Origin of the sequence: uncultured Roseovarius sp. (assembly GCF_913054395.1) — a bacterium.
GTDB lineage: Bacteria > Pseudomonadota > Alphaproteobacteria > Rhodobacterales > Rhodobacteraceae > Roseovarius.
The window spans coordinates 1-17,411 of the sequence record NZ_CAJXIP010000072.1 but is presented as its reverse complement, the minus strand read 5'-3'; the positions used below and the strand labels follow the sequence as shown (position 1 = coordinate 17,411).

23 protein-coding genes are annotated in these 17,411 nt (G+C 59.8%); 6 read left to right on the top strand and 17 right to left on the bottom strand.

Annotated features, from left to right (window positions below; translation table 11 throughout):
• Both QZ522_RS11245 and QZ522_RS11240 read left to right on the top strand, forming a co-directional pair.
• On the top strand, window positions 1-317 hold a 317-nt coding region (locus QZ522_RS11245; RefSeq protein ID WP_365353659.1), incomplete at its 5' end, for an MBL fold metallo-hydrolase.
• Between the two features lies 1 nt (window position 318).
• A complete protein-coding gene (locus QZ522_RS11240) occupies window positions 319-1,266 on the top strand; it encodes an MBL fold metallo-hydrolase (protein WP_294611231.1) in 948 nt (315 codons plus the stop codon).
• Window positions 1,267-1,428: 162 nt separating this feature from the next.
• Here QZ522_RS11240 and QZ522_RS11235 read toward each other — a convergent pair whose 3' ends face one another.
• Window positions 1,429-1,644, bottom strand: coding sequence for a dodecin family protein (locus QZ522_RS11235; protein ID WP_294611228.1), 216 nt, complete (start codon window positions 1,642-1,644; stop codon window positions 1,429-1,431).
• Window positions 1,645-1,797: 153 nt separating this feature from the next.
• Window positions 1,798-2,250 (bottom strand): hypothetical protein, encoded by a 453-nt coding sequence (locus tag QZ522_RS11230; RefSeq protein ID WP_294611225.1) that lies wholly within the window; start codon window positions 2,248-2,250, stop codon window positions 1,798-1,800.
• 309 nt (window positions 2,251-2,559) lie between these two features.
• On the opposite strand from QZ522_RS11230, the gene QZ522_RS11225 reads away from it, so the two are divergent.
• Window positions 2,560-3,324 carry a Crp/Fnr family transcriptional regulator gene (locus tag QZ522_RS11225; protein WP_294611222.1) on the top strand — a complete coding sequence of 255 codons (765 nt, stop codon included), beginning with the start codon at window positions 2,560-2,562 and terminating at the stop codon, window positions 3,322-3,324.
• Window positions 3,325-3,350: 26 nt separating this feature from the next.
• On the opposite strand, the gene QZ522_RS11220 is transcribed toward QZ522_RS11225, so the two are convergent.
• The 13 genes from QZ522_RS11220 to QZ522_RS11160 form a co-directional block, all read right to left on the bottom strand.
• On the bottom strand, window positions 3,351-4,415 hold the full coding sequence (locus QZ522_RS11220) for a YeeE/YedE family protein (protein ID WP_294611219.1): 1,065 nt from the start codon (window positions 4,413-4,415) through the stop codon (window positions 3,351-3,353).
• Between the two features lie 101 nt (window positions 4,416-4,516).
• Window positions 4,517-4,945, bottom strand: coding sequence for a DUF302 domain-containing protein (locus QZ522_RS11215; protein WP_294611215.1), 429 nt, complete (start codon window positions 4,943-4,945; stop codon window positions 4,517-4,519).
• 39 nt (window positions 4,946-4,984) lie between these two features.
• Window positions 4,985-6,253: an NAD(P)/FAD-dependent oxidoreductase gene (locus tag QZ522_RS11210; RefSeq protein WP_294611212.1), complete on the bottom strand. Its 1,269-nt coding sequence runs from the start codon at window positions 6,251-6,253 to the stop codon at window positions 4,985-4,987.
• Between the two features lie 29 nt (window positions 6,254-6,282).
• Complete coding sequence (locus QZ522_RS11205) at window positions 6,283-6,984, bottom strand: c-type cytochrome (protein ID WP_294611209.1); 702 nt, start codon at window positions 6,982-6,984, stop codon at window positions 6,283-6,285.
• Between the two features lie 9 nt (window positions 6,985-6,993).
• Window positions 6,994-8,040 carry a c-type cytochrome gene (locus QZ522_RS11200; RefSeq protein ID WP_294611206.1) on the bottom strand — a complete coding sequence of 349 codons (1,047 nt, stop codon included), beginning with the start codon at window positions 8,038-8,040 and terminating at the stop codon, window positions 6,994-6,996.
• Window positions 8,024-9,295, bottom strand: coding sequence for a sulfite dehydrogenase (soxC, locus tag QZ522_RS11195; RefSeq protein WP_294611202.1), 1,272 nt, complete (start codon window positions 9,293-9,295; stop codon window positions 8,024-8,026). Before soxC ends, QZ522_RS11200 begins: the two co-directional genes overlap by 17 nt.
• 27 nt (window positions 9,296-9,322) lie before the next feature.
• Window positions 9,323-11,020 carry a thiosulfohydrolase SoxB gene (gene soxB, locus QZ522_RS11190; RefSeq protein ID WP_294611199.1) on the bottom strand — a complete coding sequence of 566 codons (1,698 nt, stop codon included), beginning with the start codon at window positions 11,018-11,020 and terminating at the stop codon, window positions 9,323-9,325.
• A gap of 101 nt (window positions 11,021-11,121) precedes the next feature.
• Window positions 11,122-11,979 carry a sulfur oxidation c-type cytochrome SoxA gene (soxA, locus tag QZ522_RS11185; RefSeq protein WP_294611196.1) on the bottom strand — a complete coding sequence of 286 codons (858 nt, stop codon included), beginning with the start codon at window positions 11,977-11,979 and terminating at the stop codon, window positions 11,122-11,124.
• A gap of 25 nt (window positions 11,980-12,004) precedes the next feature.
• On the bottom strand, window positions 12,005-12,334 hold the full coding sequence (gene soxZ, locus QZ522_RS11180; RefSeq protein ID WP_294611193.1) for a thiosulfate oxidation carrier complex protein SoxZ: 330 nt from the start codon (window positions 12,332-12,334) through the stop codon (window positions 12,005-12,007).
• Window positions 12,335-12,358: 24 nt separating this feature from the next.
• Window positions 12,359-12,775, bottom strand: a complete 417-nt coding sequence (soxY, locus tag QZ522_RS11175) for a thiosulfate oxidation carrier protein SoxY (protein ID WP_294611190.1) — start codon at window positions 12,773-12,775, stop codon at window positions 12,359-12,361.
• Window positions 12,776-12,815: 40 nt separating this feature from the next.
• On the bottom strand, window positions 12,816-13,286 hold the full coding sequence (soxX, locus tag QZ522_RS11170) for a sulfur oxidation c-type cytochrome SoxX (RefSeq protein WP_294611188.1): 471 nt from the start codon (window positions 13,284-13,286) through the stop codon (window positions 12,816-12,818).
• Between the two features lie 108 nt (window positions 13,287-13,394).
• The gene (locus QZ522_RS11165; RefSeq protein ID WP_294611186.1) at window positions 13,395-13,973 is read right to left on the bottom strand and encodes a thioredoxin family protein; all 579 of its coding nucleotides are present in this window, start codon (window positions 13,971-13,973) and stop codon (window positions 13,395-13,397) included.
• 15 nt (window positions 13,974-13,988) lie between these two features.
• Window positions 13,989-14,726 carry a cytochrome c biogenesis protein CcdA gene (locus QZ522_RS11160; RefSeq protein WP_294611184.1) on the bottom strand — a complete coding sequence of 246 codons (738 nt, stop codon included), beginning with the start codon at window positions 14,724-14,726 and terminating at the stop codon, window positions 13,989-13,991.
• Between the two features lie 79 nt (window positions 14,727-14,805).
• Between QZ522_RS11160 and QZ522_RS11155 the strand changes: the two genes are divergently transcribed.
• The 3 genes from QZ522_RS11155 to QZ522_RS11145 are packed head-to-tail and all read left to right on the top strand — an operon-like array spanning window position 14,806 to window position 16,615.
• Entirely contained in the window at window positions 14,806-15,189 is a 384-nt protein-coding gene (locus QZ522_RS11155; RefSeq protein WP_294611182.1) for a hypothetical protein, read from the top strand.
• Window positions 15,190-15,214: 25 nt separating this feature from the next.
• Window positions 15,215-15,538: a metalloregulator ArsR/SmtB family transcription factor gene (locus QZ522_RS11150; protein WP_294611234.1), complete on the top strand. Its 324-nt coding sequence runs from the start codon at window positions 15,215-15,217 to the stop codon at window positions 15,536-15,538.
• 30 nt (window positions 15,539-15,568) lie between these two features.
• The gene (locus QZ522_RS11145) at window positions 15,569-16,615 is read left to right on the top strand and encodes a YeeE/YedE family protein (RefSeq protein WP_294611180.1); all 1,047 of its coding nucleotides are present in this window, start codon (window positions 15,569-15,571) and stop codon (window positions 16,613-16,615) included.
• Between the two features lie 31 nt (window positions 16,616-16,646).
• On the opposite strand, the gene QZ522_RS11140 is transcribed toward QZ522_RS11145, so the two are convergent.
• Together QZ522_RS11140 and QZ522_RS11135 are read right to left on the bottom strand one after the other, a co-directional pair.
• Entirely contained in the window at window positions 16,647-17,063 is a 417-nt protein-coding gene (locus QZ522_RS11140) for a DUF6691 family protein (protein WP_294611179.1), read from the bottom strand.
• A 3-nt stretch (window positions 17,064-17,066) separates the two neighbouring features.
• Window positions 17,067-17,411 (bottom strand): YeeE/YedE thiosulfate transporter family protein (locus tag QZ522_RS11135; protein WP_294611177.1); only part of this gene is annotated, 345 nt, incomplete at its 5' end.

Here is a 17,411-nt window from a genome sequence, read left to right as displayed (position 1 = left end):
AAGAGGTACTTCCCGGTGTGATGGCGCATGCCACCTTCGGGCATACGCCGGGGCATATGTCGTTCGAAATCCGTCAGGGAAGCGAATCGGTGATGGTCGTCGGCGATGCCATCGGCAATGGTCATATCGCCTTTGAACGTCCCGATTGGGTCAGTGGCTCGGATCAGGACGCAGAGGGCGGCATCAAGACCCGCAAGCGGCTGTTGGATCAGCTGGCACAAGACAAAATGGCAATGATCGGCTTTCATTTGCGCGACGGCGGTCTTGGGCGGGTTGAACGCAACGGCGACAGCTATCGCTTTGTGAGTGAGGTCTAAGATGATGAAACCCCTGCTTTTTGCCCTCGCCTTTGCCGCCAGCCCCGCCCTTGCGAGCGATAATATTGCCGATAAATATCCCGGTTCCCTGCTTTACGACGAACCGGTCGAAGTGATCCCCGGCGTCTGGTCCGCCATTGGTGCAACCGCGCCTCCAAGCTATGAAAACTCGGGTCATAACAACAACCTGAGCTTTATCGTCACCGGTGACGGGGTTGTCGTGATCAACGGCAGCGCCGCCTATGCCCTGGCAAAAGCGCTGCATGACGAGATCAGGCGCATCACCGATCAGCCGGTCAGACTCGTCTTCAACGAAAACGGTCAGGGCCACGCCAGCCTTGGCAATTCCTACTGGGCCGAACAGGGCGTGCCAATCGTGGCGCATGTCGATGCCGCCCATGAGATCGAGGAAAACGGCGGCCCCAACCTTCAGGCGATGAAGGGCTATAACCGCGACAAGGCCGAGGGCACCACCGTGCAGGTCCCGACCGAAACCTTCAGCGACGACTACATCGTCGAGATGGGGGATTTCCGCATCGAGGCGCGCCACCTTGGCCCCGCCCACAGCCCCGGCGACATCGTGGTCTGGCTGCCCGAGCAAAGCCTTGTAATCTCGGGCGACATGGCGTTTCACGAACGCATGCTGCCGATCTTTGCCGATACGATCACTGCCGACTGGCTTGAGACATGGGATAATGAATTCGAGGCGCTCAACGCCACCTATGTGATCCCCGGGCACGGCCACCCCACCAACATGGATCAGGTACGCCGCTATACCAAGGGCTATCTCGAACACCTTCGCGCCCAGATCCGGGCGCATATTGATGAGGGCGGCGACCTGTCTGATGCCTATTACGTCGATCAGTCGGCCTATTCCCACCTCGATACCTTCGAAGAGCTGGCCACCAAGAACGCCGGACGGGTCTATGAACAGATGGAGTGGGAATAACCAACTCTCCGGCCACACCGGCCCGCTTTTGACGTGCCGGGTGTGGCCCTCGGCCTTCCCGGCTGCATCCCTTTTCCTTTAGGGTCGGCCTCCCTTCAAGACAGTTTCCGCGCTTGCGCCGGTGCGCTTTTGATCGTTGCCCGGGCAAACAATCAATGCAGGTCAGGAGGCGGATTGCCCGTCGAGCAGGAAGCTGATCTTGGCGTTGACCCGATAGCTGGTGATCTTGCCGTCCGACACCTGCGCATTCATATCCTTGATATAGATCGACTTGATATTACGCACCGTCTTGGAGGCCGTAGCCACGGCGACCCGCGCGGCATCGTCAAAACCCTTATCGGACTCGGCGAGAACTTCGATGACTTTCAGCATGGACATACTCTGACTCCTTGATTGACAGGTCACGCAACGGGCTTGCGCTTGCCCTCATCCTGCCAAACGGTTTGCCCTTCTGCATTGACTGTGGTTAACGCCAGCCAAAAACGACACCCCGCATGCCGTCACCCGCACAAATCAGGTATTCGGCCCGGATCAGACAGGCGTTGTGTGCTTCGACCTGGCCGCCTTTGTCCCGCCCTTTGCACTTTCTTCAAGGATTTCCTGATTGGTCTCGACCTCGGCGCTGGCGACATGCCCGGCACAGCGCGCGCAAAGATCGAGCCATTCCTGAAAATCCTCGACGATACGCTCCATCGAATGCTGTTGCCAGTCCGACATCTTCTTCACCATCACCGATGGATCGCGCCCGCCATTCCTGGCAATGTCCTGAGCCGCCTGCAGGGCTGTTTTCGTGGCTGTGTGGCGCCGGGCAAACCAATGGTGCGAAAACGTCTCGAACTCCTGCAAAACATTTTCCTGAGCCTGCAAGAGATTCTCAGCCTGAGGCGCAGTGATGGGATTGGCGAAAATGGTATTCTGTACCTGTTGCGCCAGATCAGAGATCCGATCAGCGGCAAGTTTTACATCTTTGGCAGGTTTTCCCATGGGTGACTCCGTTCATGGTCAGGACGTGAATACCGCCACTGTCCACCTTCGGATCCACCCCCGCATTAACGGCGGTTAAACCCGCAATCGGCAAAAAACTGCCAAAATCCGGTGCTTGACGCGATGTGATTGATATCGCTCAAGGGCTGCGCCGTTCCGCCATGCACAGTTTAACATGGAATGCCCTGTGGTGATCGGATGTTGGCTGGCCGCTCCTTTTCTGTCGATCAATCAGATCCCTGCATGTTGAAGACGCCCTGACGGGCGGCCCGTTGCGCAGGCCCCAAGGGGCCAAGAGGACTCTCGCATATGACCGGCAACTTACTTACCGCGCTCCGAAAGCCATCCATGCGCCACCCCGTTTCGCGGGTTTTCCGACCGGATCCGACGACGCTGCTTGAGAACACCCTGATTTCACACAAACGTGGCTTTGGCCCCGGAAAAATCCTCAAGCTGGAGGGCGACCTGTCATCGGCGACCTATTGCATGCTTGACGGATGGCTTGCCCTGTCGAAATCAATGGAAGACGGCCAAAGGCAAATCATAGATTTTTTGCTTCCAGGCGACATCATGAACCCCACATCCGCAAATGAAAACACCAGTGCCGTGCAGATAGAGGTGCTCTCTTATGCCAGGGTGTCGATCATTCCCACCGGCACATGGGCGGGCCTTCTGGACCAGGTGCCATCCCTTGAAACACGCGAAAACCACTTCATAGCATCGGCGCTTTCACGATTGTCCGAGCGCATGCTCAGGCTTGGCAAGGGCACCGCCGAGATGCGCGTGGCCTATTCCCTCCTGGAACTTTACCTGCGTCTTGATGCGATAGGCAAAGCCGACAACTGCAAATTGTGCCTGCCGCTGACCCAGCAACAGCTTGGCGACTTCGCCGGGTTGTCGTCTGTCCATGTCTGCCGAACCATGCGGCGGCTGGCGCACAGGAATATCCTTACGGCACATGGTCAAATGGAGATTGTCATCCACGATCTCGACGCGCTTGCCGTGGCCGCGAGCGTTGATCTGGCGACGTTGAAAAGCGAGATTATTCCGGCGCCCGACATTAACCCATGTTAACGCGCGTGCACCTTGGGGGACCGACCTCAGGTCGTTGCCATCCTGACTGTACCACGTCCGATGACAAGATGCGTCGCCATCGCCCCGATCCACATGCAGAATACCGCGACCCAGGCGGTGAGGGCAAAGATCGCCCCGCCGGACATGCCCGCCCCCACGGCACAGCCACCGGCAAGCATGCTGCCAAAGCCCATAAGGGCCGCGCCGACAAGATAGCGCTCCATCGGGGTATCGGGGCCAAAGCGTTCAATCTTCCATTCGCGGGTGGCAATTGCCATGCCCGCCGCACCGGCGAACACCCCCGGCACAAGTCCGACACCGAACCCCGCCGGCAGGGTCGTGCTGTTGACCAGCCCCATCAAGGTATCCGCCGACGGCCCGGTAAAGGTAACGGACGAAATCGCCACCACCTCGAACGAGGTCTGCGCGATCATATAGGTGGCAAGCCAGCCCAGGGCGACAGCAAGCCCGACAAGAACCGCCGCAATGGCATGGCTGACGCGCACGGCGCGGACATGGGCAAGCCAAAGCCCAGCCACCAGGACCAGCGCGGCAATCACCGCCGCCAGTCCGGGGCCCATGCCGATATGTGACAGGATGTTGCGGGCCTCGCCGCCGGGCACAAGCCAGAGCGCACCAAGCGCCTCGCGCAGAGGGGCCAGAACCCCGCGCAGGGCCGACTGCGCGACCAGCGTCAACACAAGACCGGTGACAATGGCGCGCAGATTGCCCGTCGCCGACAGCACCAGCAACCGGCTGGCACAGCCGCGCGCAAGGATCATGCCGACGCCGAACATCAGCCCGCCGATGATCGCGCCCGACATGCTTCCGGTGGCGGCAAGCGGACGGGCCTCGGTAACGTCAAGCAGCCCAAGCGCGATTGCGCCCTGCACCGCCATCACACCTGCCGAAAATGCAATCAGCCAGATCGAAAGACGCGGGCCGAACCGCCCCATCGCCACCTCGATCGAGGCCGCGCGCAAACAGAACCGGGAATGTTGCGCCGCCGCGCCAAAGATCAGACCGACAAGCGCGCCTGCCATCATCAGAACCGTGCCGTCGCCAAATCTGTCGATCAAGCCTTCGAGCATCTCAAGCCCCTGTGTCCATCCTCGCCTTGGGATAGAGAGGTTCGGGCACGCCCACCTTGACTTGCGTCAAGCCGCACGCCCGAACCCTGCGCGGTTGATCCCTATTCCAGCGCGCTTTGCACGATACCGTCCAAAAGCGCCTGCACCTTTTGCATTTCGCCCTCGGGGTAATTGCGGTGGCCGATCACCACCTCGCCGCCCCGGTCCGCCACGAAGATGCTATAGGGGCAATGCACGATATTCATCGGGTCCGCCTCCATCACTTCGCGCGACACCTGCGCCGAACAGAACAGAAAGATGTCGGCGGCGTCGAAAATCTTGACGTCGCTGCCCACGTCGGCCGCGGTCCGGTTCAGCATCTCACCGACATGGCTTGTGAAATCAATCACGAGCCCCTCGCCGACGATGGCGTTTTCCACCGCAAAGGTGGCATCTTCAAAGCTGCCGTTAAACGGCGTGGTCGTGACATCTTGCGCCACCGCCGGAACAGCCATCATTCCGATAATCGCGGCTAATGCTATCTGTTTCATGGTCTCTCTCCTTCAATAAATATCGACGCCGACAGGCGCCTAGCCAAACATGTCGGCGGTGATGCCTGCATACCAGCCGACCGATTCCTCATAGGTTGCCTTGCGCGTCGCGGCATCTTCGCCGGTCTGCGAAATGAAGCCGTCAACCTTGGCGATCTTATCGGCCGTCGCCTCGTATGTCGCGCCCACCTTGACCCCGTCATCGGAACCAATCAGCGACCAGCAGGTATTGGTGAACTTGGCCGGAAATACCTTGGATCCGGTCAGCGCACCGCGCACCGCCATGGAACAGACCTTGGCCTGGCTGTTGGCGGCAAAGCCCGATTTCGGCATGTCGCCCTGCGCGGCCGCATCGCCAAGCACATGCACATCCGGGTCAATCCTGGTAGACAGATCGGCGGGATTGACCGGCACCCAGTTGCCATCGGTCACGCCCGCGATATCCGCGATCCGCCCGGCCTTTTGCGCCGGGATCACGTTGCAGACATCGACCTTCTCGACCATGCCGTCGATATCAATCGTCATATCCTCGGGGTTGACCGACACGTTGGTGCCACCAAAATCCGGGCCGATCCGTTCGACCATGCCGGTATAGTGACTTTGCCAGCCCTCCTCGAACAGCCCCTGCTTGGAAAACTTCTCTTTCGGGTCAACCACAAGGATCTTGGCACTCGGGTTGGTCTGCTCGAGAACATGCGCCACCATCGACACCCGTTCATATGGCCCCGGAGGACAGCGATAGGGGTTGGGCGGCGCGACAAGCGCAAAGGTGCCCCCCTCAGGCATCGCCGCGATCTGCGCCTTCAAAAGCTCGCTCTGCGATCCGGCCTTATAGGCATGTGGCATGGCGTTCTGCGCCGCCACACTCCACCCCGGTACGGCATCCTCGACGAAATCAATGCCCGGACTCAGGATAAGCTTGTCATAGACAAGCTGCGCGCCCCCGGCCAATGTCACGGTCTTACCTGCGCGATCCACATCAATCGCCCAGTCATGCACCACGTTGATTCCGTATTTGGCCGCCAGCGTGCCATAGGTATGCGCGATATCCTCAAGCCCGGTGAAGCCGCCAATATAGAGGTTGGAAAAGAAACAGGTGAAATAGCTGCGCGATGGCTCGATCAGGGTGACGTCGATCGCGCCCTTGCTGTCCTTGGCGATATAGCGCGCCGCCGTGGCCCCGCCTGCGCCGCCGCCGATCACCACGACACGCGGTTTGCCGTGACCATCGGCCAGAACCGCCGGTGCAGACAACGTCGCAGCCGCAGCCGCTCCAACCCCGATAAACTTGCGTCGGTTCAACTTCATCACTTTTTCCTCCCCTGAACGCCCCCGATTTATTCGAGGGTACCAAAATAAGACGCAAGCGCGGCAATCTCTTCATTCGAAAGCCGCCCGGCCATCATCTGCATCACCGGATGCGAGCGTAGTTTCGCCTTATAGGCGTGCATGGCAACGACGAAATCGTCTTCAGGCCATTGTGTGATTGACGGAATCCCCTCGGCGCTGCCGTCAAGCTGATGGCAACTCACGCATTCACTGCTGAGGTATTCACCGTATTCCGGATCGCCCTGAAGCGCGAGAATTTCTGGGGCAACGGAATGATCCGTGCCGCGCGCTGTCGGCGCGGCCTCGGGGATATTCGACGGATTGTCGGAAAACCGGCGCAGATAGGCCAGAAGGTCGGCGCGCTCTTCCGGGTCCTCCAACCCGTCAAAGCTCATCCGCGTTTTCGACACCAATGCGCGCGGATTGGCGATATAGGCGTCAAGCCTCGTCCAATCCCAGACAAGCCCGTCAACGCCTGCGCGCTTCATCGAGGCGGAATAGGCAAAACCGTCATGCGCGGCGGCGGGCCGTCCGAACAACCCGTTAAGATGCGGCCCGATGGCGTCTTGCGCGCCCTTGCCGATCTCATGACAGCCGCTGCACATTTCAAAAACGTCGGCCCCGGCCTCGGCGTCACCGATGGCCTCTGACCGAGCTGTCCCTGCCGTGAAAATCACGGCAAGGACAAGGGTCAGAAACCGCTGCGGCATGATCAGCCCCTAGTCACTGAAACTGGACAGATAGGCGGCAATCGCGGCCTGATCTTCCTCGGATTTAAGACCGGCAAAACCCATTTTCGTGCCTTTCATATAGCCACGCGGATTAGCCAGGAACGCCGAAATAGTCTCTTCGTTCCACACCAGCCCCTCGTCGGCCTTGGCCATGAGCGCCGATGAGTATTTGAACCCCTCAACAGCCCCTGCCGCGCGGCCCATGACGCCGTTAAGCTGTGGCCCGGCCCGGTTTTTGGCACCCTCGCCGACCTGATGGCAAGCCTTGCATTTCTTGAAGACCTTTTCACCCGCAGCAACCAGCGCCGGATCGACGGCGGCAACATCGGGCTCTGCGGCGGGTTCCGGCTCTGCGGCGGCGACCGCAACCGGCTCTTCTGTTGCGGGCTCTGCGGCTTCTGCCTTTTCCTCGTCCGGGGTCACGTCAAGAACGCGGGCGCGCATGGTGATCTTGACCTCGTCCTTGCAGTTTTCCATGCAGGGCTCGCCCGTCCATTTCGCATATTCGGTCTCGGCGCGGTCATCGAGGATGAATCCGCCGGCATTGGGCATCTCGACCTCGGTAAAGTTCTCGTGGCTCAGGGTGAAATCCTCGTCCACGAGGTTGTTGGAATAAAGAATATAGGCGACGATGGCATAAACCTCGTCATTGGTCAGACTTTGCGCATTGCCAAACGGCATCGAGCGGTTGACGTAATCCCAAACCGTCGAAAGATAGGGCCAATAGGACCCCACGGTTTTCAGCGGGTCATCGTGATCAAGCGTGTCCCAGCCCCCGGCCAACTTGGGCCAGTTGCCAACGCCCTCGGCGAAATCGCCATGACAGACAGCACAGTTTTCCGCGAACACCTCGTCCCCGGTCCAGACATCGCCGGACCCTTCGGGAAGACCGCGCCCATCGGGCATGACCTTGACATCCCAGGCCGCGACTTCCTCGGGAAGCGCCGGGCGGCCAAGACCGTATTCCCCGGCAAAGACGGCGGTGGCGCTGATCACAAATCCGGCGGCAAGGGTGAATTTAAGAAACTTCGACATTCTCTGCCTCCCCGTTGGGCTTGACCCACCATGTCTGAATGCAATTGTTGTGATAGATCGAGTTAAGACCGCGCACGTCGCGCAGCTGTGTCTTGGTCGGCTGAACATAGCCGGTCTCGTCCATGGCGCGGCTCTGCAACAGCATCTCGTTGCCGTCCCAGGTGGTATCAAGATAGAACCGCGTCAGCGCCATGCGCTCGCCGGGTTTGGCAAGGCGGGCGGTTTCCCAGGTCTTGCCGCCGTCCTTGGATACATCAACCCGCGTGATGGCGCCACGGCCTGACCATGCCAATCCGGTGATCACCAAAGGCCCTTGTCCATGAGTGATGGGCGCTTGCGGGCTTGGCGATGTCACGACAGATTTAGCATCCATCGCCCATGTCCATTTGCGGCTAGTGCCGTCTTCCAATGTGTCAGTGTATTTGCTGGTCTCTTCGCGGCTCTGGACGGCGGCATCGGTCACCTCGATGCGACGCAGCCACTTAACCCACATATTGCCTTCCCAACCCGGCACGACCAGACGCACCGGGTATCCGTGTTCCTTGCGCAGGGCCTCGCCATTGGCCTTGAAGGCAACAAGCACGTCGTCAAGCGCCTTTTCCATCGGGATCGAACGCCCGTTCGATGAGGCATCGGCACCTTCAACGTAAACCCACTTGCCTTCGGGCTTAACGCCCGCCTCGGCCAGGATCGTGCGCAGCGACACGCCGGTATATTCCATGTTGTGAATCATGCCGTGGGTGAACTGTGCGCCGTTCAGCTGCGCGCCGGCCCATTCCATGCCGGTATTGGCGGCACATTCACAGAAATAGACGTGGTTTTCACGCGGGAACCGCTCAAGATCGGCATAGCTGAAGACCAGCGGGGTATCGACAAGCCCGTTGATCATCAGGCGATAATCTTCCTTGGCAAGCTCGATCGCGCCGGAATGGTGACGCTCGAACGCACAGCCCTGCGGCGTGATCGTCCCGTCAAGCGCATGGATCGGCGTAAAGTTGATCGAACTGATCGTATCGGCCGTCAGCCAGTCAACATTGCGCCGCACCACGTCGGATTCAAACTTGATCGGCAGGCCATAGGGCGTAACGTCGACGCCCTCGCCAAGGCCCTGCGCCCAGGGCTGCGGCTCGGTGATCAGGGGATCGGGGGTGGCGGAATGCGCCGCGCCTGCGGTGATCGCACCGGCCCCCGCCGCCGCCGCCCCGCGCAGAAATGCGCGGCGCGATGTGGATTTGCCTTTGAAGGTCTCGGACATGTTAAATGCCTCCTTTCAGCATGAATTTCAGGCGCCAGTCACTTTGACGCTGTTATTGGGATCAACGCGCACAGTGCCCTGTTTGCGGATATGGCTTTCGACGACATCCCAGATCTGCGGCCCCTCGGTGCCCTCGTTGACCGAGGCCCAGCCAGCAACCTGATAGGTCTTGGAGGCATCAAGCGCCTCGCCGGTTTTCAACAGGGTCATATCGGTGATCCGGCTGCCCTGCGGCTTGGTGACATCAATCCGATAGCCAAGCCCGCCAAGCCGCACCATATCGCCGCCCTGCTGGTAATAGGGGTCGGGATTGAACAGGTTGTCGGCAACGTCCTCAAGGATGACATGGATGAACTCGCCGGTCATTTCGGTGCGATACGCGCGGCCATAGGTCATCGAGGTGACGTTCCAGATATCCTCTCGGGTGATATCCTGCCCCGGAAGGATCGACGGACCCCACCGCACACCGGGCGACATGGCGATATCGGCCTCGCGCTCGCTGATCAGGGCGTCACAGATTAGGTCATCCCATGTGCCGTTGAAATTGCCGCGACGATACAAAAGGCTCTCGCTCTGGCCGATGACCTCGCTCAGCTCTTCCATATAGGGCGCGCGCTGTGCGTCGATCACCTCGGTGACGGCCTTGTCCGGCTCGATCACATCGCTGAAAATCGGGATAAGCTTGTGACGGAAGCCCATCATCCGCCCGTCGCGCACGTCAAGATCGACACGGCTCACGAATTTGCCGTTCGAGCCGCTGGCGATGATGATCGTCTCGCCGACCAGGACCGGCTCGGGCAGGGCGTCATGGGTGTGACCCGACAGGATCACGTCGATGCCGGTGACCTTTCCGGCCATCTTCTTGTCCACGTCAAAGCCGTTATGGCTTAGCACCACGACCAGTTCGGCCCCATTGCCGAGCACCTCATTGACCATCGCCTGCATGTTCTCGTCGCGGATACCAAAGCTGTATTCCGGGAACATCCAGCCGGGGTTGGCAATCGGCATATAAGGGAAGGCCTGACCGATCACGGCAACCTTGACGCCGCCACGCTCGAAGAACTTGTAGGGCGGGAAGATATCGACCGGCTCGTCCCATTCCGAGTCAAAGATATTCTGGCCAAGGGCGGCAAACGGCAGCCCCTCGACGATCTCCTGAACGCGCTCTGACCCGAGGGTGAATTCCCAGTGGAAGGTCATCGCGTCGGGCTTCAATGCGTTCATCACATTGACCATGTCCTGACCTTCGGTCTGGTAACAGGTGTAAGAGCCGTGCCACGTATCGCCACCATCCAGCAGGATCGCATCGGGGCGGTCGGCGCGGATCGCGTTGATCACGGTCGATACCCGGTCAAGCCCGCCAACCCGGCCATAGGCCTGCGCAAGCGCCGAAAAATCGCCCGAACTCAGCGCGTAATGCGAGGGGCTTCCGTCATCAATGCCGTACATCTTGCGGAAATCGGCGCCGGTGACATGCGGCACCTGCCCCTTGTTGTCGCCCACGCCGATGTTGATCGACGGTTCGCGGAAATAGATCGGCTTTAGCTGCGCGTGAATATCGGTGATATGGATCAGCGAGACATTACCGAAGGTGTCGAACTGCAACAGCTGATCCTGCGTCAGCGCCTGTTGTGCCGCAACCCTGGACCACTGGCCAAAGGAAGACGCGCCCAGGATGGCCGAGGCCGCCATGCTCGTCTGAAGAAAATCACGCCGCGAGATCATATCGGGTCCTTCCACATCCCGCATAGGTTATATGCGGTTTTTTGAATGTTTATCAGCAAATAAAACCCCGTCTGGCACAACACCAGGCGGGGTCTTTTCGATTAGTTTCTGATCGACGGTCCTTCGACCGAAAGACCATTGCCGCGCGAAGCGACATAAAGCTCAAGTGCGATGAACTCGGGGCTGCCCGGCTTGAAGGTCTCGGCGCGGGTATCGCGCACACAGCCCTTAAAGCGCGCATGGACCGCGTTCAGCTTGGTGTTCTTGAGACGATAGGTCGGAAAGCCGTTGATCTGGCCCTGGCTCAGGTGATCCGCGCGGATCATCCTGCCATAGTTCTGTTCGTGACAGTTGGCACAGGACAACTCAAGCTGACCGGTGCGGGTGTAATACAACTCTTTGCCCTGCTCCCATGTCGACTGGACCGGGCCGTCGATTGCGACGTTCACCGGCATGCCGCGCGACACAGAGGCCAGAAGTGCCGTCATGTTAACCATGTCACCGCCTGTGTATTTCCACTTATCGGCACCCATCCGGTTTTCACGACAGTCGTTGATCTGCATTTCCAGCGTGCGGACTTCACCTGCGGCTTCGTTCCACTTGGGATAAACCGCACGCACACCTTTCATGCTCTCATCGGCAGCCCCGTGACAGCTTGCGCAAGATTTGCCTTCGGTGCCATCAACCGTCTCCCAGGTCTCCTGTGCCTGCTCGACAAAGATCATGCCCGGATTGTCGAAATCATCGACTTCCATCGCGCGGGTTTCTGTGCCACGGAAATGCCAGCCGGAATAGATCTCGTCCATAGCGTCGGCGATATGTGCCGGTGCTGCGGTGCGCGTGACCATCTCGATCTCTTCGTTGATGATCAGCGTGTCGTCGACCGGATCGGCAAATGCCGATCCCGCCGCAATCACGCCGACGCTCATCAGAGCCGTCCAAAGATTTGTTTTTCTCATTCTCATCCCTCCCTGACGAGTGACCTTATTTCATCGCGATTTTCTTGGCTTCCTCGTAAACAGAGCCGTCATCGTCGTACCAGGTGAACTTGAATTCACCGGCCTCGGGCACTGTGGCCTCGAACTCGAAATAAGGGTTGGTGGAAATCGCGGGCTCCATCTTCACATCAAGCACGCTCTCACCGTTGAACTCACAGGTGAAGCGGTTGATGATCGAGCGCGGGATAATGTTGCCGTCTGCGTCTTTGCGCTGACCGGATTCCATCGCGTGGTTGATCAGGGTCTTGATCGTCACTGCATCGCCGGCAGCAGCAGATTTCGGAACCTTGACGCGGGGTTTGACGTCTTGTGCCATTGTCGTGTCTCCTTGGGATATGCCTTAGCCGCCGCAGCCGCCGATTGTGACCTTCACGTTGCTCGATGCCTGAACGAACGAACCGTCCGCCATCTTGGCAATCGCCACAACGTCCTGAGTGCCCGCAAGGCGGATCCGTGTCGACGCGGCCTGCGACGCGGCCAGGGCGCCAAAGGTAAAGGTCGCAACACCCGGTGTCGGGTTGCCGGTGGCCAGTACCATGATCTCGCTTGCGCCGGGGGCCGAAACTTCGATCGGCACAGTGTTGCCGTTTTCGGCGATCTCGGGTGCGGTCAGGGTGATGCCACCCTCGCCGATCGCTGCGCCGCCGGTAAAGGCCGCGATCTGGTCCTCGGCGGCTGCCGTGGCCCGCAGGGGCAGACCAAAGGCCACGAACGCCCCCGCCCCCATAACCATAACTTTCCGTCTGGTCAGTGTCATTATGTCAAACTCCTGATCTCATGCGTCCCGCAGGGGACGGTCATTCCTTAAGGGTCACCAGGTAGGCAACCACATCTTCAATCTGCTGCGCCGTCAAAAGCGGGCCGAACGTGTCGTCGGGCGCCTCGCCGGTATAGGCGTTGCCGGGACGGATAAAGCCTTCGGTCTTGTAGAAAGAGGGCATCATCGACTCGGGAAACATCATCTTGGCGTTGGCGACGATGCCGCGCAGTTCCGCTTCGCTCCAGCGTCCGCCGGCACCGTCAAGCGACGGGCCTATTTCGCCCTGGAACGGCACATCGGCAAGATCGCTGACCTGATGACAGGCGACGCAATTGCCAAGGGATTTGTTGCCGACAACCTCGCGGCCGCTGGCCGCATCACCGGGCGCGCCCGACAAAGACTGACTGACGCTGCCATCCTCGAACTTGACGTCGGTGGGTGCCACCTCGGCGGCGGATACCGCAAAGCCTGTACAGACCAGCGCCATCGTGAAAATTGATCGTTTCATGCGTCCTCCCTCAACACATTCAGATTTCCGTATATCATAGGACACAATGGCGTGACCTCACAACAATAAATTCTATTTTTTGAATTTATTGCTGATTTTTTTTCCAACTCAATCCCCCAGATCGACCGTGCGCTCCCTGATCCGACGGGCGTGATAGCGCTGAAAATCTTCCTCGGAATCAAGCGCGTAACGTTCCTCGTTTACCCAGGTCAACAGATCCAGCGTGGTGCCCGCCTCAAATGCCCCCGGCATCACCGCCACGGCCGCCTGCGCGGCGGTTTTACCCTCGGGCACCTCCTGAGGCATGAACAGAATCGATGGGGTGAACATCATTCCCCACTTGCGCATCGCATCACGCTGCGACAGCTCTTCGCCGTCAAAGTCGATCAGTTCGGCAGCGCCGTAAAGATCGAGCTGCACCACAAAGAAATTCTCGCGGATATAGCTGTCGATCACCGGCAGGGGAAAAACGTCCCTATGCATTCGCTCGCAATAGATGCAGCCGCGCTGTTCGATCAGGATCATCAGGCGCTTGCCCTCGGCATTGGCTTCGTCCAGATCCTCGCGCAGATCCATGAACGTCTCGCGCATCCAGTCGGTCTTGTGCAGCCCGTCATCGCCAAGCTCGACCGCCATCACCGGCCAGGCCAGGCAAAGCGCGGCCAAAATCGTAAGAAACCGTTTCATGAATTCCTCCTCAATTCAGATATTCTGAAACGCCGGAAAGGTCTCCAGCATCCATTGCGCAATGTAATTTACACTATCGGTGGCAATCAGCCCCGCAAAAACCAGCATTAAAAGGCCCATTGCCTTTTCCACCTTGGGCAGATGCCGCCGGAACTTTGACGCAAACCGCAGGAACGGCCCGATGAACAACGAGGCCACCATGAACGGCGTCGTCATCGCAAAGCCGAACACAAGCAAAAGGCCAAGCCCCTTAAGCGCCGTCGCCTCGGAACTCGCGGTGAACACCACGGCGGTCAGCACGCCACCCACGCAAGGCGTCCATCCGGCGGCAAAGGCAAATCCCACCACATAGGCGCCAAGCACCGACATGTTTCTGGTATCGCCCACATCCATCTGAAACACCCGGTTCAGAAATCCGAGCCGCAGAATCCCGAGAAAATGCAGCCCCATGATCAAGACGACCAAAGCGGCAAACAGCCGAAATTCGGTTTGATAGCCGCGAAACGCCTGGCTAAGCCCAAAGGCCGCAGCGCCCAGCAGGACAAATACCGTGATGATTCCCGCCGAGAACATGACCGAGGCCGCAAAGGCGCGGCGGCGCACACCCGGCGCAAGCTTGCCCTCGGCGCTGATCTCGGACATGGACGCCCCCGCCATGTAGCTCAGGTAAAACGGCACAATCGGCAAAACGCAGGGTGAAAAAAAGACGATCAGGCCGCCCACAAACGCACTTAGGATCGAGACGTCGAACATCAGGGGGCCTCAGACTGCTTGATTGGAAAACATATTCAAACTATCATATGTTTTATACTGCCCGTCAATCGGAACCCACATGTTTAACCCCCTCGCCCGCCTTGCCCCGGTTTTGCTTTTGCTGGGCCTTGCCCTCTCCGGTCCGGTCCGGGCGGCGGATCTTGTCATGGTCGAGCGCGCGGGCTGTCACTGGTGCGAACGCTGGAACGCCGAGATCGCGCACATCTATCCCAAAACCCGCGAAGGCAAACTTGCCCCGTTGCGCCGGGCCGACATTCACGACTTGCCCGACGACGTGACCTTCAAGAGCCCGCCGATCTTCACCCCCACCTTCGTGCTGGTCAAAAACGGGGTGGAACTTGGCCGGATCGAAGGCTACGCCAGCGAAGATTTCTTCTGGTTTCATGTCGAACAGCTTTTGGCGGCGCATCCCGAGGCCACCGATGGCACCGGACAACCATGAGCGCGCAATGATGAACCGCCCCGCCATGCCCCGGCTTGAAACAAGCGACGAAACGCTTGATGCGATGCTGTCCAACGCACGCGGCGCCGCCGATTTCCTCAAGGCGATCAGCCATGAAGGCCGCCTGATGATTCTCTGCCATCTCTCGACCGGCGAAAAAACCGTGACCGAGCTTGAAGAGCTGTTGTCGGCCCGTCAGGCGGCCGTCTCCCAGCAGCTCGCTCGGCTGCGCACCGAAGGTCTTGTCGAGCCCCGGCGCGACGGAAAGGCGATCTATTATAGTTTGACAGACCGCCGCGCCGTGGTGATGCTCGAAATGGTGTATGATCTGTTTTGCAGGCAGCCCTGATTCCGCCGCACCTACCTTTCGGAGAAACGCATGCTGAACGGCATTCCTGAGCCCCTGCTGATTGCCCTCATTGGCTTTGTGGGCGGCGCATTGCTTGGTCTCGCGGCGCGGCTTGGCCGGTTCTGCACCCTCGGCGCGATCGAGGATTTCCTTTATCAGCACAGCGACACACGCCTGCGCATGTGGGTGCTCGCGATTGGCGCCGCCGGAATCATGTCCTTTGCCCTCACCGGGTTTGGCCTCATCGACCTTCCGGGGAATATCTATTACATCACGCCCTGGTCGCCGCTGGCCACGGTCATTGGCGGGTTGATGTTCGGCTATGGCATGTCAATGGCGGGCAATTGCGGCTTTGGTGCGCTGGCCCGGTTCGGCGGTGGCGACCTGCGGTCCTTCGTGATCGTCGTCGTCATGGGCATCGCGGCCTATGTGATGATGTCCGGCCCGCTTGCACGCCTTCGCCTTACTGCGACAGAGGCCACAACCCCCGGACTGGAAACAGACAGCTACGCCCAGCTCCTGTCACAGGCGACCGGCCTGCCGGTGGTCGGCGCCGGGCTTGCCCTCTCGCTTCTGATCACCCTCGCGGCGCTTGGCTCTCGCAGCTTCCTGCAGGACCGCAAGGCGGTGTTCTGGTCGCTGATCGTCGGGCTGGCGATCACCTCGGGCTGGGCCGGAAGTTCCTGGGTCGCGAACCACGGCTTTTCCCCGCAACCGATCCAGTCCCACACCTTTTCGGCGCCGCTTGGCGAATCAATCCTGTTTCTGATGACCGCCAGCGGCGGCGGGCTGAGCTTTGGCGTCGGTTCGGTTTTCGGCGTGCTTGCCGGGGCCTTCTGCGGCAGCCTGATCAAGGGCCATTTCCGCTGGGAAGCCTGCGAAGACCCGCGCGAATTGCGCCGCCAGATTCTTGGCGCAGTCTGCATGGGCTTTGGCGCGGTGCTGGCCTTTGGATGTAGCATCGGCCAGGGCGTCTCGGCCTTTTCGGTGCTGGCGCTCAGCGCGCCAATCACCTTTATCGCGATCTTCATCGGCGCGGCCATCGGCTTGCGCCAACTGATCACCGGCTTTGCCTGACCCGCGCAGAACCGGTTGATCGGGGCCTGCCCTAGCCCTGCCGCGCCAAAATCGCGCGTGCCACCCAGATGCCAGCAAGCAAGGCGGCCACAAAGGCGAATACCCCGGTCTGCCCTGTGCCAAGCGCCGGAAGCGCCGCACCGGGACAGAACCCTGCAATGCCCCAGCCAAGCCCGAACACAGCCGAGCCACCAATAAGCCGCGCATCCAGCTTGGTGTTACCGGGCAGTTGGAATGCCCCCTCAAGCATCGGCGCGGGCCTGCGCCAGACCAGGCGATAACCAATGAAGGTCGTCACCAATGCCCCGCCCATCACAAAGGCAAGGCTCGGGTCCCAGGTTCCCGCGATGTCGAAAAAGTTAAGCACCTTCGCAGGGTTGATCATCCCCGAAATGGCGATGCCAAGGCCAAAGACAAGCCCGACGATATATCCTGAAAGCAGACGCATCGCTTATACCCCCAGCACATGACGAATGACATAGACCGTCGCGAAACAGACCACCATGAAGGTAAGCGTCGCCGCAACCGACCGCTTGGACAGGCGCGCCATCCCGCACACCCCGTGCCCCGAGGTGCACCCGGACCCGAATGTCACGCCGATCCCGACAATGAACCCGCCGACAAGAACCATCGGCATCGACACCGGCACCTCAACCACGGGCATCTGCCCGGTCAGGGCAAGGATCAAAAGCGGGCCGCTGATCATCCCCGCGACCATCGCCGCGCGCCAGCCCTTGTCACCCGTTGCGCCTGTGGTGATGAGCCCAGACAGAATTCCCGTCGCCCCCATGATCCG